Annotated in this window: 12 protein-coding genes; 9 read left to right on the plus strand and 3 right to left on the minus strand. The window is 64.3% G+C overall.

Annotated features, from left to right (window positions below; genetic code table 11):
• Positions 1 to 52: 52 nt before the first annotated feature.
• Complete coding sequence (locus tag LMJ30_RS14690; RefSeq protein WP_229433092.1) at positions 53 to 730, minus strand: hypothetical protein; 678 nt, start codon at positions 728 to 730, stop codon at positions 53 to 55.
• Between the two features lie 106 nt (positions 731 to 836).
• Here LMJ30_RS14690 and LMJ30_RS14695 point away from each other — a divergent pair, with 106 nt between their 5' ends.
• The 4 genes from LMJ30_RS14695 to LMJ30_RS14710 all read left to right on the plus strand — a co-directional run bounded on the left by LMJ30_RS14695 (position 837) and on the right by LMJ30_RS14710 (position 7,253).
• Positions 837 to 1,676: a M15 family metallopeptidase gene (locus LMJ30_RS14695; protein ID WP_229433093.1), complete on the plus strand. Its 840-nt coding sequence runs from the start codon at positions 837 to 839 to the stop codon at positions 1,674 to 1,676.
• Between the two features lie 110 nt (positions 1,677 to 1,786).
• Complete coding sequence (gene tssM / locus LMJ30_RS14700) at positions 1,787 to 5,530, plus strand: type VI secretion system membrane subunit TssM (RefSeq protein ID WP_229433094.1); 3,744 nt, start codon at positions 1,787 to 1,789, stop codon at positions 5,528 to 5,530.
• The gene (gene tagF, locus LMJ30_RS14705) at positions 5,527 to 6,498 is read left to right on the plus strand and encodes a type VI secretion system-associated protein TagF (RefSeq protein WP_307729344.1); all 972 of its coding nucleotides are present in this window, start codon (positions 5,527 to 5,529) and stop codon (positions 6,496 to 6,498) included. The genes tssM and tagF overlap by 4 nt, the downstream gene beginning before the upstream one ends.
• Positions 6,499 to 6,530: 32 nt before the next feature.
• Complete coding sequence (locus tag LMJ30_RS14710) at positions 6,531 to 7,253, plus strand: OmpA family protein (protein WP_371873028.1); 723 nt, start codon at positions 6,531 to 6,533, stop codon at positions 7,251 to 7,253.
• An 11-nt stretch (positions 7,254 to 7,264) separates the two neighbouring features.
• Here the strand turns inward: LMJ30_RS14710 and icmH are convergent, their stop codons facing one another.
• Positions 7,265 to 8,026, minus strand: coding sequence for a type IVB secretion system protein IcmH/DotU (gene icmH, locus LMJ30_RS14715; protein ID WP_229433095.1), 762 nt, complete (start codon positions 8,024 to 8,026; stop codon positions 7,265 to 7,267).
• Positions 8,027 to 8,115: 89 nt separating this feature from the next.
• Positions 8,116 to 8,682 (minus strand): type VI secretion system lipoprotein TssJ, encoded by a 567-nt coding sequence (gene tssJ / locus LMJ30_RS14720; RefSeq protein WP_229433096.1) that lies wholly within the window; start codon positions 8,680 to 8,682, stop codon positions 8,116 to 8,118.
• A gap of 192 nt (positions 8,683 to 8,874) precedes the next feature.
• Here tssJ and LMJ30_RS14725 point away from each other — a divergent pair, with 192 nt between their 5' ends.
• From LMJ30_RS14725 to tssH, 5 genes are all read left to right on the plus strand, one after another.
• Positions 8,875 to 9,459, plus strand: coding sequence for a tetratricopeptide repeat protein (locus LMJ30_RS14725; protein ID WP_229433097.1), 585 nt, complete (start codon positions 8,875 to 8,877; stop codon positions 9,457 to 9,459).
• 57 nt (positions 9,460 to 9,516) lie between these two features.
• Positions 9,517 to 10,026 (plus strand): type VI secretion system contractile sheath small subunit, encoded by a 510-nt coding sequence (gene tssB / locus LMJ30_RS14730; protein ID WP_229433098.1) that lies wholly within the window; start codon positions 9,517 to 9,519, stop codon positions 10,024 to 10,026.
• Entirely contained in the window at positions 10,026 to 11,513 is a 1,488-nt protein-coding gene (gene tssC / locus LMJ30_RS14735) for a type VI secretion system contractile sheath large subunit (protein ID WP_229433099.1), read from the plus strand. Before tssB ends, tssC begins: the two co-directional genes overlap by 1 nt.
• Positions 11,514 to 11,541: 28 nt before the next feature.
• Positions 11,542 to 12,033 (plus strand): Hcp family type VI secretion system effector, encoded by a 492-nt coding sequence (locus LMJ30_RS14740; protein ID WP_229433100.1) that lies wholly within the window; start codon positions 11,542 to 11,544, stop codon positions 12,031 to 12,033.
• 189 nt (positions 12,034 to 12,222) lie between these two features.
• On the plus strand, positions 12,223 to 14,859 hold the full coding sequence (gene tssH / locus LMJ30_RS14745) for a type VI secretion system ATPase TssH (protein ID WP_229433101.1): 2,637 nt from the start codon (positions 12,223 to 12,225) through the stop codon (positions 14,857 to 14,859).
• Positions 14,860 to 14,864 lie beyond the last annotated feature (5 nt).

Consider the following 14,864-nt stretch of genomic DNA (forward strand, 5'->3'; position numbering starts at 1 on the left):
AGGCACAGGAAATTCGGCCTTACCCCGTGCGGAACGTGGTTTTTACGGGTATTTACGGCTGGGTTGAGGGCTTGACGGCGCATTTTTTGCCGTGGCATTTCTCCTGCTGGGCGCGCTCGGTCGCGTGGCGCGTCGAGTGGGCAAGGATGGCGCTGAGCAAGGCGACATCGCTGTCGACTTCCGGGGTGGCAACCGGCGATGGAGCTGGCGCTTTCGCTTTCCTGGCACCGGCCTTGGTGGCTGCTACCTTTACAGTTTTCGCAATCTGGCGGGGCGCGGCCGAAGGCTTGGCCGGAATCGTTTTGACGGCGGGAGCAGGCCGTGAGACGCGTTCCTCCTGCGGCAATGCCGCCACGGGCGTGCGTTCGTCAAGGGCTGGCATCGCTTCCTTTGGCAGCATTACCAGGGCCGGCCTGGCGGGTGCTTCAGCCGCTGGTTCGTCGATGATGGCGGCCGATTGCGGCGCCGGAATACTGATCGATGGGAGCGACTGGTTCAGCATGCCGTTGTCGACCGGCGGCGCTGCCGGCCGTTTGACCGCCGACGGCGGCAGCGCCCGCACGCTGGTTGCGTTGCCATACGCCAGCCACGCGATCATCAGGGTCAGCACCGCTGCCGCAGAGCCGCCGATGATCAGCCAGCCCCGGTGCGTCCGCGTGCTGGAGGGCCCGCGCTCAAGCGATGCCAGGATGCTGTCCTCGGAAGCCGCCGAGCGGCGCGAAGGGGACATGAGATTCGGCCTTGTTGACCCGTTTTGATTTTCGTCTGAAGGGCGCACGGTATAACTCCTATGATGGGGCTTCGCCATTCTGATTAGAAACAAACTGGGGAATCCGATGCTGATCTTTATCGCATTTCTGTACTTTTGTTTGGCTTGCAGCGTGATTTGGCTGGTCGTTTTTCCTTCGGGCAGGGAATTTGTTGCGCAAATCATTAGCGGAAGGTGGGCGCGTGTGGACCAGCGCCTTGCCAGCCTGCACCATTCAGGCATACGCGAGGTGGCCGAGCTAAGGCACGGGGCAGGGCGGCTGCTGGCCCGGCAAATGAAGTTTGTGCGCCGCCATTACCTCTGGCTTGGCGCCGGTTGCGTCGCCATCGTGGTTCCAATGGTCGTCGTGCTGGTCATGGGCAGGCCGGACACCCTGCCCGGCTACGAGTCCGCCGAGCTGCCGCCAGACCCCAAGGTGCTCGCGCTGCTGGCCGGCGAAAACCTGGCGCCGCCGGCCGCGCTGCCGCCGATGGCCTTTACCACGCGCGAGGTCGAACTGGTGCGTCCAATGCTGGTCAACGCCAGCCGCAACTGGGGCCTGCTGCATCCCGACTTCCACCAGCGCCTGCTGCTGGCCTTCAAGATCATGAAAGAAAAGCACGGCTACGAGATGGCTTTGCTCGAAGGCTACCGCAGCCCCGCGCGCCAGGACCTGCTCGCCAGCATCGGCAGCCAGGTCACCAACGCGCGCGCCTTCCAGAGCTGGCACCAGTACGGGCTGGCGGCGGACTGCGCATTCTGGCGTGACGGACAACTGATCATTTCGGAAAAAGACCCGTGGGCGATGCGTGGCTACCGCCTCTACGGCGAAGTGGCCGAGTCGCTGGGACTGACCTGGGGCGGGCGCTGGACGATGATGGATTTCGGCCACACCGAGCTGCGCGTCAAGGGCGTGATGCGCAGGTAGCCGCCATCGAGGGCTGGCGGATTATTGTCCACCATCAAATTTCCGCCGCGGGAATGGTGCCAACATTGCCTGCCGGACTTATCTTTCCAACCCTCGAGACCATTCCCACTATGCGCCGACTATGGCAATTCCTCACCGATAGCCGCGTGCTGGGCATTATCGGACTGGCCGCGCTGGCGGCATTCATGTTCCTTGGCGCCGATACCCTGGAGATCGGCGCAATCTGGGTTGGGGCCGCAGCGCTCGCGTTGCTGCTCGGCTGGGGCATTTTCTGGGGCGCGCGCTACCAGTACCGCAAGCGCGCGGCGGCAAAACTGGGCGAGAGCATCATGCCGGCCGGCGAGGAAGCCGCCGCGGCAAAAGTCTCGGCCGGCGCCAGCGAAGTGGCGACCCTGCGCAAGAGCATGTTGGAGGCGATCACCACGATCAAGACGTCGAAACTGGGCCTCGTCAGCGGCAGTGCCGCGCTGTACGAACTGCCGTGGTACATGATCATTGGGAACCCGGCAGCAGGCAAAAGCAGCGCTATTGGCCATTCGGGCCTCCAGTTCCCGATCGCCGGCAGCAAGGCTGTGCGTGGCGTGGCCGGCACCCGGAACTGCGACTGGTTCTTTACCACCGACGGCATCCTGCTCGATACCGCGGGCCGCTATTCGGTCGAAGCGGCGGACCGCGCCGAATGGTTCTCCTTCCTCGACCTGCTGAAAAAACACCGCAGCCGCGCGCCGATCAACGGCATCCTGATCGCCGTCAGCGTGTCCGAGCTCACCGGCGAGCATGCCGAAAAAGCGGCCGACCTCGCGAAAAGCCTGCGTACCCGTGTGCAGGAACTGACCGAGCGGCTAGGCGTGCACGCGCCGGTATACGTCATCTTCACCAAGGCCGACCTGATAGCGGGCTTCAGCGATTTTTTCCACGATACCGGCCGCACTGAGCGCGACCGCGTGTGGGGCGCGACGATCCGCTACAACCGCCGCCGCACGCACCAGGATGTGCTGGGATTCTTCGACGAGCACTTCGACGAGCTGCACGACGGCCTGAAGGAAATGAGCCTGGCCAGCATGGCCGGCAACCGCACCGCCCCGATGCGCCCCGGCGTGTTTACCTTCCCGCTCGAATTCGCATCGATCAAGAGCCCGCTGCGCGCCTTCCTCGCCACGCTATTTGAAGAGAATACCTACCAGTTCAAGCCGGTATTCCGCGGGTTTTACTTCACCAGCGCGCTGCAGGAGGGGCAGGTGCAGAACCTGTCGTCCAAACGCGTCGCCAGCCGTTTCGACCTCGAGCTGCGTGAAGAAAAGGGCGGGGCGCAGGCGGATGAACAATCCGGCTACTTCCTGCTCGACCTGTTCCGCAAGGTGATCTTCGCCGACAAGGACCTCGTCGCCCGCTACACCAGTCCTTACGCCCAGCGCATCAAGTACGGCGCATTCTTCGCCGCGACCCTGCTGCTTGGCGGCTCGCTGGCAGCGTGGAGCTGGTCATACATGGGCAATGTCCAGCTGGTGGCCAATGTCCAGGCGGACCTCGACAAGGTGGTCAAGCTGCAGGACAAGCGCATCGACCTGCAATCGGGCCTCGAAGGCCTCGACATCCTGCAGGACCGCATCACGCAGCTCGAGCAGTACCGCAGCAGCCAGCCACTGATGCTGTCGTTTGGCCTGTACCAGGGCGATACGCTGGAACGCAAGCTGCGCGACGAATATTTCGCAGGGGTGCGCGCGGTGATGGTTGAACCGGTCGTCGCAGGCATCGAAGCCCTGCTGACTGAGATGAACGCCAATGCGGCGCAGCTCCAGCCGCAAACGAGTGCCACGCCTGCGGCGGCGCCGGCCAAACCGGGCCAGCCATACCAGGATGCGTCGCCGACCAACGTGGCCGACGCTTACGGCGCGCTCAAGAGCTACCTGATGTTGGGCGACAAAACGCGTGCCGAGCCAAGCCACCTGAACGACCAGATGACGCGCTACTGGCGCGGCTGGCTTGAATCCAACCGGGGCACGATGCCGCGCGAGCAGATGATCCGCAGCGCCGAGCGCTTGATGACTTTCTACCTGGGACAGGTCGAAGACCAGGCCTGGCCACAGGTGACATTGAAACTCGGGCTGCTCGACACCGCGCGCGAGAACCTGCGCCGCGTGGTGCGCGGCACCCCGGCGCGTGAGCGGGTGTACGCGGACATCAAGGCGCGCGCATCGACCCGCTATCCGTCGGTCACGGTGGCGCGCATCGTGGGCGAGCCCGACCACCAGCTGCTCAATGGCAGCCATGCGGTCCCGGGTGCTTTCACGCGCGAGGCGTGGGACAAGTTCGTCGCGGGCGCGATCAGGGAGGCATCGAACAAGGAACTGCAAAGCACGGACTGGGTGCTCAAGACCGTGTCGCAGAACGACCTGACCCTGGAAGGCAGCCCGGAGCAGATCCAGAAGAACCTGGTCGAGATGTACAAGAACGAGTATGCCAAAGAGTGGCTCAAATTCGTGCAGGGCGTGACGATCCCCGACCTGAACGGCTTCGATGCCAGCGTGCGCGCGATGAACCGGCTTGGCGACCCGCAGAATTCGCCGATCGCCAGGCTGCTCTCGACGATCCACCAGCAGACATCGTGGGACAACCCGGGGGCCGCTGGCCCGATGGCCAAGGTCGAGAAGGGCGTATTCGCGTGGTTCAAGGAATCTGTGCTGCGCCGCGCACCGAGCGAAGCGCGGACAGTGATCGACCAGTCGGTCGCGGCGGCGCCGGCGATGGGCCCGGTCGGACGTGAGTTCGCCGGCGTGGCCCGCCTGGTGGGCTTGAAGGAGAAGGACGCATCCCTGATGACCGGCTACCTCGACACCCTGTCCCGGCTGCGCTCGCGCCTGAACCAGCTGAAAAACCAGGGCGATCCCGGTCCCGGCGCCAGGCAGTTCATGCAGCAGACGCTGGAAGGCACCGGCTCCGAGCTGTCCGACGGCCTGAAGTTCGTCGACGAGCAGATGCTGGTCGGGATGACCGACACGCAGAAAATGGCCCTGCGTCCGATCCTCGTGCGTCCGTTGATCCAGGTATTCGCCGTCATCGTCGGTCCAAGCGAATCGGAGATCAACAAGACCTGGCAGGTACAGGTGTTCGAGCCGTTCCAGAAGTCGCTGGTGGCCAAATACCCGTTCACCCCATCGTCGAAGGTCGAAGCGAGTCCCGCCGAGATTGGCCAGTTCTTTGGCCCCGAGGGTACGGTTGCCAAATTCGTCAACACGTCGATGGGGCCATTGATTATCAGGCGCGGCGACGTGCTGGCGCCGCGCACCTGGGCAAACATGGGCATCACCTTGGCGCCGCAAGCGGTTGCTGCATTCCCCGCATGGGTCGCGCCGCTGTCGGCAAATGGCGTGGCGGCGTCGAGCGGACCGCAAACCGTTTTCCAGCTGCAGCCGCTGCCGGCGCCGGGCATCACCGAATACACGATCGACATCGACGGCCAGGTACTGCGCTACCGGAACACGCCGCCGGCGTGGACGAACATGGTCCACCCCAGCCCAGCTGGCGCGCCCGGAGTGCGGATCACTGCGGTGACGTTCGACGGCCGCACGGTGGAGCTGTTCAACGAAGCAGGGCAGTTCGGCCTGAAACGCATGATCGATGCGGCGAGCCGCAAGCGCAAGGAAGGCGGCGTGTTCGAACTGCGCTGGGCGAACGGCAACGTGGCGGTAGCGGTCGACCTCAAGATAACCAGCAGCCGCAGTTTCCCCGACGGCGAGACGGGGTCACCGGGGCGCGGCTTCCATGGCATGCGGTTGCCCGAAACGATCGTCGGCCGGACGATGGAGACAGCCGCGCCGGCGGTGGCCGCCGTATCGGCGGGAGCGATGCAATGATGCGCGCGCCGGCGCCCGGCCGGATCGGCTACATCGGCAAAATCCCGACACGCAGCGACTTTATCAAGGCTGCGCAGGACACGCCGCTGATCGGCGTCCTCGACAACTGGATGGCCCAGGTGATGAGCCAGTTGCCCGCGGACGCCCGCTGGAAAATCAACTACGACGCGCTGGCGCCGGTCAGTTTCGCCTTCGTCGGACCGCGCCGCAAGCACGCGATAGCCGGCCATCTGGTGGCCAGCAGCGACCAGTCCGGGCGGCGCTTTCCGTTCCTGATGATGCGCACCCTCGAAGTGAATGACCCGGCGCAGTTCGTGTCGCGCTGCCCGCTGGTGCTCGAACCCTTGTGGAGCCGCTTGCAACAGCTGGCGCAAGAGGTGATCGGTTCGGCCGATCCGTCACCGCAGCTGCAGGCTATTCCGGAGACGGTGATCGACCTCGACGAACAAAGCGGTAACGCACTGTCCACCTTTCTGGCTACCGGTACGGTCAGTTCGCTGGGCGCGCTGCTGTGCCGCACGGATGTCAAGCAGCTGGTCCTCGGGCTCGGCCTCCTGCTGCAGCCGGTGATGCAAAGCGGTGCGGCAGACCTGCAGAAAAGCCTGGTCCTGCCGCTGCCCCTCAACGACGACGCACGCTACGCAGTGGCCGCCTTCTGGCTGGAGTTGATCGCGCCCTTCCTCGCCAGGGCCGATTTCGAGCTGGCGCTGTTCATCACGCAGATTGAATTCAAGCCGGTGCTGGTCGTCGGTTTCAGCGGCGCGGCCGCCAGCACGCTGCACGCGATCATCGACCCGCTGATCGCCCGGGAACAGCAGATCAGTTTCGCCGACACCAGCTGGGTCGACGAGCAGGAGGGCGTCGACATCGACGTGCGCGCGCTCGCCAGCTACCTCGACCAGCCGCAATTGCCGCTCAAGCTCGCACGCCAGCTGTTCCTGCAGACCTTCATCGGAGGCCCAACGTGAAAAAGCCTATCCTGTTCGCCGGCGCCTGGCTAGTGGCTGCCGGCTGCCTGGCCTCGCCCGACAACGCGCCGGTGGTCGTCTCGGGAACCGTGGCCGACGAAGCAAGCAAGGCTGGATTGCTGGCGCGCCTGCGCGAAGTGTATGGCGCCGAGCGTGTGGTCGACCAGGTCGCCGTCGGCATGGTGGCCGCGCCTGCGAACTGGGACAGTTACCTGCAGCGGCTGATTGGCCCCAACCTTAAAATGATCACGCGCGGCCAGCTCAAGGTCGATGGGAACGCGGTCAGCCTGCGCGGCGACGTCGCCAACGAGGCGCAGCGGCAGCGCATCGCCAGCGACATCGCGACCAGCCTGAATCCGACCTACACAGTCAACAACGGCCTGCGGGTGGCCGCGTCCGAACAAAGCCTGCTCGACGCCGCGCTGGCCGACCGCATCATCGAGTTTGAGTCCGGTAAGGCGACGCTGACCGAATCGGGCATGGCGATCCTCGACCAGATGAGCGCCGTGCTGCTCAAGCTGAAGAACAAGAAGGTTGACGTGATCGGGCACACCGACAACTCCGGCTCGCGCGCCAGCAACCTGTCCTTAAGCCAGGCGCGGGCGGAGGCGGTGAAAGCCTATCTCGTCACGAAGGGGATCGACGCCGAATCGATCGCGGTCTCGGGCGAAGGCCCTGACCGGCCGGTAGCAGATAACCGCGCCCCTGATGGGCGCGCCCGCAACCGCCGCATTGAATTCAAGGTCGCCCAGTAAGGTGCCAACTGTCAAGGCAGCGTGATCGTGACATTGGCGGCGCGCGGCGGCAGCTTTACCAGGTCGTTGTAGGCGGCCATGGCCTTGTCGGTGTCGCTGCCGAGCATGGCATTGAAACCGAGGTAGGCCCCAAGCCCGGCGAGGGCGAACACCGACGTCAGTACCCACAGCGACAAGTCGGTACGCAGCTTGTTGGCAATCTGGTCCGGGCGGTCGGCGTGCGGTGCGAAGCCGCGGCTCTTGCCGCGCATGCGGGCGATCTCGTCTCCCAGCCGCGAGCACAAATAGTTCAGCTTGTCAGGAGCGTCGAGCGCGTACCTGCCCTGGAATCCCAGCAGCAGGCACATGTGGAAGACTTCCAGCGACTGCAGGTGCACGATGCCGCGGGTACGCAGTTCCTCCAGCTTTTGGAAAAAATGCTCGCCGGCGAGCTGGTCGCCAAACAGCCTGAGCTGCAGCGGCCGGGTTTCCCAGGCTTCGCGGATGTCGTACTGCGACCGCAGGATGATCTCGTCGACCGCGGCGCAGTACGCATATTTCGCCGCCTCGATATCCTCCGGCGGAACGCCGATCTGCTTGGCGCGCCGGTCCACCTCGCCGAGGAACTGGGTGATGTGGTCGACGAATCCTGCCTTGTCGTGCGGGCCGCTACCGTTCTTCAGCAGGAACAGCGCATAAAAGCCTTCGTACATCAGGTCGACCAGCGTGCGCGGGCCGGCGGCATCGGCGCGGGCCGGTTCACGCGCCGCGCGCCGTTCCACATGCGGCGTCATGCGGTCACCTGTGTCATCGGGTTCGATTCCATGATTGCCTCATTCTGCGAGTGAACTCAGGATCTAGCTTGCAGGAAATGTTGTGCGGCTTATTGACAGGGCACAGGGGAGTGCAGCTTTGCCGCCGTTCCGACCGCGCTGGCGCCGGCGCCGCTGCTGAGCGCGCAGCCGTGGACGCCGACCGTGATGCCGTTTTGCGCGGCATCGGCGGCCGCGTAAGCCAGCCGCCAGCGTTGCGGCGCGGGCGAGTGGAACAGCGCAACCACGCCGACGAAATACGCCTCGCGGCTGACCTTCTCGACCGCCTCGTAGCGCTGTCCAGGCACCAGCATGACTTCCTTGACATCCACCAGGTCTGCGCCGAACGCGTCCTTTTCCTTCTGCGGACTGAGGAAGGCGTCGTAGGGCGCCTGCTCGAATGCCGCTTGCTGGCGCAGCTTGTAGATGCGCGCAACCACCGCCAGCGGCCTGCCTTGCGCATCGACGTTCAAGCTGCTGGCCGCATGCAGCCGGATCGGGACGTTACGCGCGGGCTTGAGCGCATCGGCAAGCTCGGGTGGCTTGCGCAATCCAATCGTCTCCAGTGCCGAGCCTCCGGCACATCCGGCCAGCACAAAACCGGCAAATAGCATGGGGAGCAGGCAGGTCTTCGCCATGGTCATCCTTCAAATGTTGAGAAACCGAAACGCCTATTTAAAGCCAAGCGCATCGCCCACCCGTGACCTTACGCAACTTCGCCCGACATTTTGTTATGCAATCGCGAAACCAGCTTCTATTGACTCTTCGCAATTTGCTGGATTTCCGCTGTCCAATAATAGCGGCTGGACAAACGGTACTGGAGAGCAAGCATGTTGAAACGACTGATTCCCGGCCTTGCAGTTGTCGCCTTGTTGTCGGCCTGCGCCACCACCGAACCCTCGTCGGCGGCCAGGTCGCACGGCTCCGTCGCAGACGCGGTCGCTTCTGCGAACGCTGCCGCCAAAGCCGGGCAGAACGACAAGGCTATCGCGATCCTGCAGGGCGCCGCCCAGGCCCATCCGGCCGACAAGACCCCATGGGTCCGCATGGCGCAGATCCGTTACGATGCCGACGACTACGGCCAGGCGATCGTGCTTGCCCAACAGGCGCTGCAGCGCGACGCCGACGACACCCTGGCGCACAGCATTACCGCGGTCAGCGGCTTGCGCGTGGCCAGCAAGGCGCTGGCAGAAATGACTCGCAAGAACAATTTGAGTGGAACGATCCGCTCCGAAGCCCAGGATCTCGCCAAGCTGTTGCGCGCTGCGCTCGGGGAAGAGGTGCTGGTGCCAGGCGGCCAGAAGGGACGCTCCGCTGCCGCCGCTCCGCAAAAGAGGCCGCCACAAACTCCCGTAACTTCCTCCTCCGCACAAAAGAAGACTTCGAGCGACGACCCGTTCGAAGGCCTGAAGTAGTTCCACGCCGGGCCGGCCGAAGTGCCGGCCACTTTCCAGCCACCCCTCGGAGTTGTCATGGCCAAAAATGATAGTGTGCAGAAGCGTCTGCAAAAAGTGCGCGCGCCCCGCGTGCAGATGACCTACGACGTCGAAGTCGGCGACGCCATCGAAAACAAGGAGCTGCCGTTCGTCACTGGCGTGCTGGGTGACTTCGGCAACAATCCCGATGTCGAGAGAAAGCGCCTGAAGGACCGCAACTTCGTCAACGTCGACGCCAGCAACTTCGACGAAGTGCTGGGCGGCGTGGCCCCGGTCGCCCAGTTCCGCGTGCCGAACCAGCTGAGCGGGGAGGGCGGCGAGTTCGCCGTCAAGCTCCAGTTCCGCGAGATGGCCGACTTCCGTCCTGAATCCGTCGTCCAGCAGGTTGCTCCGCTAAAGGGCTTGCTTGAAGCGCGCACCAAGCTTGCCGACCTGCGCAACAAGCTCGCCGGCAATGACAAGCTGGAAGACATCCTCAGCGATGTGCTTAGCAATACCGAGAAACTCGACGGCCTGCGCAAGGCAAAACCTGCGGAGGGCAAATAATGTCAGCCGTCCTCCAGGATACCAAATCCGCCCAGGCCGTTGAGCTCGACACCAGCCTGCTCGACCAGATCGTCGAACAGAGCCGCGTGGCCAAGTCGACCAGCGAACATGAGCGTGCGCGCGACCTCATCTCGGAGCTGGTCAGCCAGGTGATGGATGGCACCGTCGTCATGTCGAACAACCTGTCGGCCACGCTCGACGCGCGTGTGGCCGAGATCGACCGCATGATCTCCGAGCAGCTCAGCGCGATCATGCACGCGCCCGAGTTCCAGAAGCTCGAACGCAGCTGGGCCGGCCTGCATTACCTGGTCCAGAACTCGACCACCGGCGCCAACCAGCAGATCCGCATGATGAATGCGACCAAGAAGGAACTGGTGAAAGACTTCCAGTCCGCGCTCGAATTTGACCAGAGCACGATTTTCAAGAAGGTCTACGAAGAGGAATTCGGCACCTTCGGCGGCGCGCCCTACGGCACGCTGATCGGTGATTTCGAGATCTCGCGCCAGCCGGAAGACATGTATTTTATCGAGCAGATGTCGCACGTCGCCGCCGCCGCGCACGCGCCCTTCATCACCTCGGCCTCGCCGGAGCTGTTCGGCCTGGAAAGCTACGGCGACCTGAGCAAGCCGCGCGACCTGGCCAAGGTGTTCGATACGGTCGAATACGCAAAGTGGAAGGCCTTCCGCGAATCGGAAGACTCGCGCTATGTCGGCCTGACCCTGCCGCGCTTCCTCGGTCGCCTGCCGTTCAACCCGGTCGACGGGATCACTACCGAGGGTTTCAATTACGTCGAAGACGTCGACGGCACCGACCACCACAAATACCTCTGGTGTAACGCGGCGTATGCCTTCGCCACCAAGCTGACCAGCGCGTTCGAAAACTACGGCTGGTGCGCGGCCATCCGCGGCGTCGAAGGCGGCGGGCTGGTCGAAAACCTGCCGACCCACACCTTCAAGACCGACGAAGGCGAAGTGGCGCTCAAGTGCCCGACGGAACTGGCGATCACCGACCGCCGCGAGAAAGAATTGTCCGACCTCGGCTTCATCTCGCTGGTCCATTGCAAGAACACGGCCTACGCGGCCTTCTTCGGCGCCCAGTCCGCACAGAAGGCGCGCAAATACGCCAACGAGGCGGCCAACGCCAACGCCGTGCTGTCGTCGCAGCTGCAATACATCTTCGCCGTCTCGCGCATCGCGCATTACATGAAAGCCATGATGCGCGACAAGATCGGCAGCTTCTCGGCCGCATCGAACGTCGAAGAATTCCTCAACCGCTGGCTGACCCAGTACGTGCTGCTTGACGACAACGCGAGCCAGGACCAGAAGGCCCAGTTCCCGCTGCGCGAAGCGAGCGTGCAGGTCAGCGAGGTGCCGGGCCGACCGGGCGTCTACCGCGCCGTCTCCTTCCTGCGTCCGCATTTCCAGCTCGACGAGCTGTCCGTTTCGCTCCGACTGGTCGCGGAGTTGCCGCAGTCGACCAAAAACTGAACCATCCCACCCACATTAGGAGTTCAACATGGCAATTGACGTATATCTGCAGATCGATGGCATCAAGGGCGAGTCGACCGACGACAAACACCGCGACTGGATCGAGTGCAAATCGGTGTCCTGGAGCGTGAGCCAGCCAAAGTCGGCCACGGCATCGACGGGCGGGGGCCACACGGCCGAACGCTGCGAGCACAGCGAGATCCAGGTCGCGAAACTGGCCGACCTGGCCACGCCGATCCTGCTGCAGACCTGTTCGTCGGGCAAGACCATCCCGCGCGCCAAGCTTGAATTCATGCGCGCGGACGGCCAGGGCGAACGCATCAAGTATTTCGAGATCGAGCTGGAGAATGTCCTGATCGGCGACGTCAGCCCGGCGGTGGGCGAGGGCGACATCCTGACCGAGCAGCTCGGCATCAAGTTCTCGAAAGTGAAGTGGAAATACACCCAGCAAAAGGTCGGCGGCGGCTCCGGTGGCAACACCTCGGGCGGCTGGGACCTGTCGTCAAACAAAATCGCCTGATCATGCGCCCGCGCGTCCGCGACAATCACAGCCGCGGACGTGCGGGCGCGCCTGGAACCCCCATGAGAACTCTTACGCGTGACATCCTCGAACGGGTGCGCATGAAGAAGTACCTAACGCTGATCGGCCTTCTCGCCGTCGTCATCGGCGGCGCCGTCACCAACGCTCTCCCATAAGGACCTCCCCGCGATGGACATCAACCTGAAAACCCTGATCGGCAAGCTGAATGACACGACGCGTACTGCGGCGACGCGAGCGGCGAACATCTGTGTCGGACTGGGCCAGTACGAAGTCGATGTCGAGCACCTGTTCCTTGCGCTGCTGGAGCAGCAAAACAGCGACTTCGTGCGCATCGTGTACCAATGCGGCATCAGCCTGACCGGGCTGGAGACCGACCTGCGCAACGAGATCGGCCGCTTCCAGGCCGGCAGCGCGCGCACCCCCGTGTTCTCGCGCCACCTGCCAACCCTGTTTGAACACGCCTGGCTGATTGCCTCCCTCGGCAACGGCCAGCCGAACCAGATCCGCAGCGGCCACCTGCTGCTGGCGCTGCTGACCGAGCCGGAACTGTCGCAGCTGGCGCACCGCGGCTCGCGCCTGTTTGCGCAGATTCCGCTCGACCGCCTGAAGCACGACTTCGACAAGCTGACCCGCGGGTCAAGCGAGTCGCGGCCCGAATCGCAGCAGCAGGGCGGGGCAGACCCGGTGGGCGAACTGGCCGCGACCGAACCGGGCAAGACGCCTGCGCTGGACCAGTTCACCACCTGCCTCACCCAGCGGGCGCGCGACGGCAAGCTCGATCCGGTGATCGGCCGCGATCCGGAGATCCGCCAGGCGATCGACATCCTGATGCGCCGGCGCCAGAACAATCCGATCCTGACCGGCGAAGCGGGCGTCGGCAAAACCGCCGTGGTCGAGGGCCTGGCGCTGCGCATTGCCAGCGGCGACGTGCCGGAAGTGCTGCGCGAAACCGAGATCCACACGCTCGACATGGGCCTGCTGCAGGCCGGCGCCAGCGTCAAGGGCGATTTCGAAAACCGCCTGAAGAACGTGATCGACGAGGTGAAAAAGAGCCCTCGCGCGATCATCCTGTTCATCGACGAGGCGCACACGATGATCGGCGCCGGCGGTGCGGCCGGCCAGAACGATGCGGCCAACCTGCTCAAGCCTGCGCTGGCGCGCGGCGAACTGCGCACCGTGGCTGCCACCACCTGGGGCGAATACAAGAAGTACTTTGAGAAGGACGCCGCGCTGGCGCGCCGCTTCCAGGTGATCAAGGTGGAGGAGCCGAGCGAGGAGACCGCCTGCGCGATGCTGCGCGGGATGGCGCCGCTGATGGAGAAACACTTCAACGTGCGCGTCTACGACGACGCCATCACCGAAGCTGTTCGCCTGTCGCACCGCTACATCAGCGGACGCCAGCTGCCGGACAAGGCGATCAGCGTGCTCGATACCGCCTGTGCCAAGGTGGCGCTGGGCCAGAACGCGACGCCGGCATTGATCGAAACTGGCATGCGCATGCTTGAGCGGATCGACGCCGAAGCCGCGGCGCTGGCGCGCGAGGAAGCGGCCGGCGCAGACCACGGCCCCAAGCTCGCGCTGCTGCGCGCCCGGCGGGTCGAGGCGACCGAAGAGCAGGACCGCCAGCGCGCACGCTGGGAGAAGGAGCAGTCGATCTGCGCCGAGATCAAGCGCCTGCGCAGCCGGCTGGAGGAAAGCGGCGGCAGGGGCGACACCGGCGCGCTGCGCAATCTGGTCGAAGAACTGCGCGCGGTGCAGGGCGAAGCGCCGCTGGTGCCGGTGCAGGTCGACGGACACGTAGTGGCGGAGATCATCGCCAGCTGGACCGGCATCCCGCTCGGCCGCATGGTCAAGGATGAGATCAAAACGGTGATGAATTTACAGGGACTGCTGGATGAACGCATCCTCGGCCAGGCGCACGCCAGCGCCGTCGTCGCCCAGCGCGTGCGCACCTCGCGCGCCAACCTGGACGACCCGAACAAACCGAAAGGCGTGTTCCTGTTCGTCGGCACCTCGGGCGTGGGCAAGACCGAAACCGCGCTGGCGCTGGCCGACCTGTTGTATGGCGGGGAGCGCAAGCTCATCACCATCAATATGAGCGAGTACCAGGAAGCGCACAGCGTCTCGGGCCTGAAAGGTTCGCCGCCGGGCTACGTCGGCTACGGCGAGGGCGGAGTTCTGACCGAGGCCGTGCGCCGCAATCCGTATAGCGTGGTGCTGCTCGACGAAATCGAAAAGGCCCACCCTGACGTGCTCGAACTGTTTTTCCAGGTGTTCGACAAAGGTGTGCTGGACGATGCCGAAGGGCGCGAAATCGACTTCCGCAACACGATCATCATCTGTACGTCGAATGCTGCGTCATCGCAGATCATGCAGGCCTGCCTGAACAAAAGCTCATCGGAGGTGCCTGGCCCGGATCAACTGGCGGAGCTGATCCGCCCGCAGCTGGTCAAGCACTTCAAGCCCGCTTTCCTGGGGCGCCTGACCGTGGTGCCGTTCTATCCGATTCCGGACGATGTGCTGGCCAATATCATCCGGCTCAAGCTGGACCACATCAAGCGCCGCGTGGCCAGCAACCACCAGGCCGAGTTCCGCTACGACGATTCGCTGATCGAGGCGGTCCTTGCCCGGTGCACCGAAGTCGATTCGGGCGCACGCAATGTCGACACCATCCTGAACGGCACGCTGCTGCCCGAAATTGCCGGCACCGTGCTGGCGCGGATGGCAGAAGGCAGGGCGATGTCGGCCATCAAAGTGGGCGCCACCAAGGCCGGCAAGTTCAAGTACGCCGTCGAACCAGCGTAAGGAGA

The organism is Massilia agrisoli, assembly GCF_020831365.1.
Lineage (GTDB): Bacteria > Pseudomonadota > Gammaproteobacteria > Burkholderiales > Burkholderiaceae_D > Telluria_A > Telluria_A agrisoli.

Coding starts and splice junctions, on each gene's coding strand:
- LMJ30_RS14690 (WP_229433092.1), bottom strand. CDS start 730: ATGTCCCCTTCGCGCCGCTCGGCGGCTTCCGAGGACAGCATCCTGGCA.
- LMJ30_RS14695 (WP_229433093.1), top strand. CDS start 837: ATGCTGATCTTTATCGCATTTCTGTACTTTTGTTTGGCTTGCAGCGTG.
- tssM (WP_229433094.1), top strand. CDS start 1,787: ATGCGCCGACTATGGCAATTCCTCACCGATAGCCGCGTGCTGGGCATT.
- tagF (WP_307729344.1), top strand. CDS start 5,527: ATGATGCGCGCGCCGGCGCCCGGCCGGATCGGCTACATCGGCAAAATC.
- icmH (WP_229433095.1), bottom strand. CDS start 8,026: ATGACGCCGCATGTGGAACGGCGCGCGGCGCGTGAACCGGCCCGCGCC.
- tssJ (WP_229433096.1), bottom strand. CDS start 8,682: ATGGCGAAGACCTGCCTGCTCCCCATGCTATTTGCCGGTTTTGTGCTG.
- LMJ30_RS14725 (WP_229433097.1), top strand. CDS start 8,875: ATGTTGAAACGACTGATTCCCGGCCTTGCAGTTGTCGCCTTGTTGTCG.
- tssB (WP_229433098.1), top strand. CDS start 9,517: ATGGCCAAAAATGATAGTGTGCAGAAGCGTCTGCAAAAAGTGCGCGCG.
- tssC (WP_229433099.1), top strand. CDS start 10,026: ATGTCAGCCGTCCTCCAGGATACCAAATCCGCCCAGGCCGTTGAGCTC.
- LMJ30_RS14740 (WP_229433100.1), top strand. CDS start 11,542: ATGGCAATTGACGTATATCTGCAGATCGATGGCATCAAGGGCGAGTCG.
- tssH (WP_229433101.1), top strand. CDS start 12,223: ATGGACATCAACCTGAAAACCCTGATCGGCAAGCTGAATGACACGACG.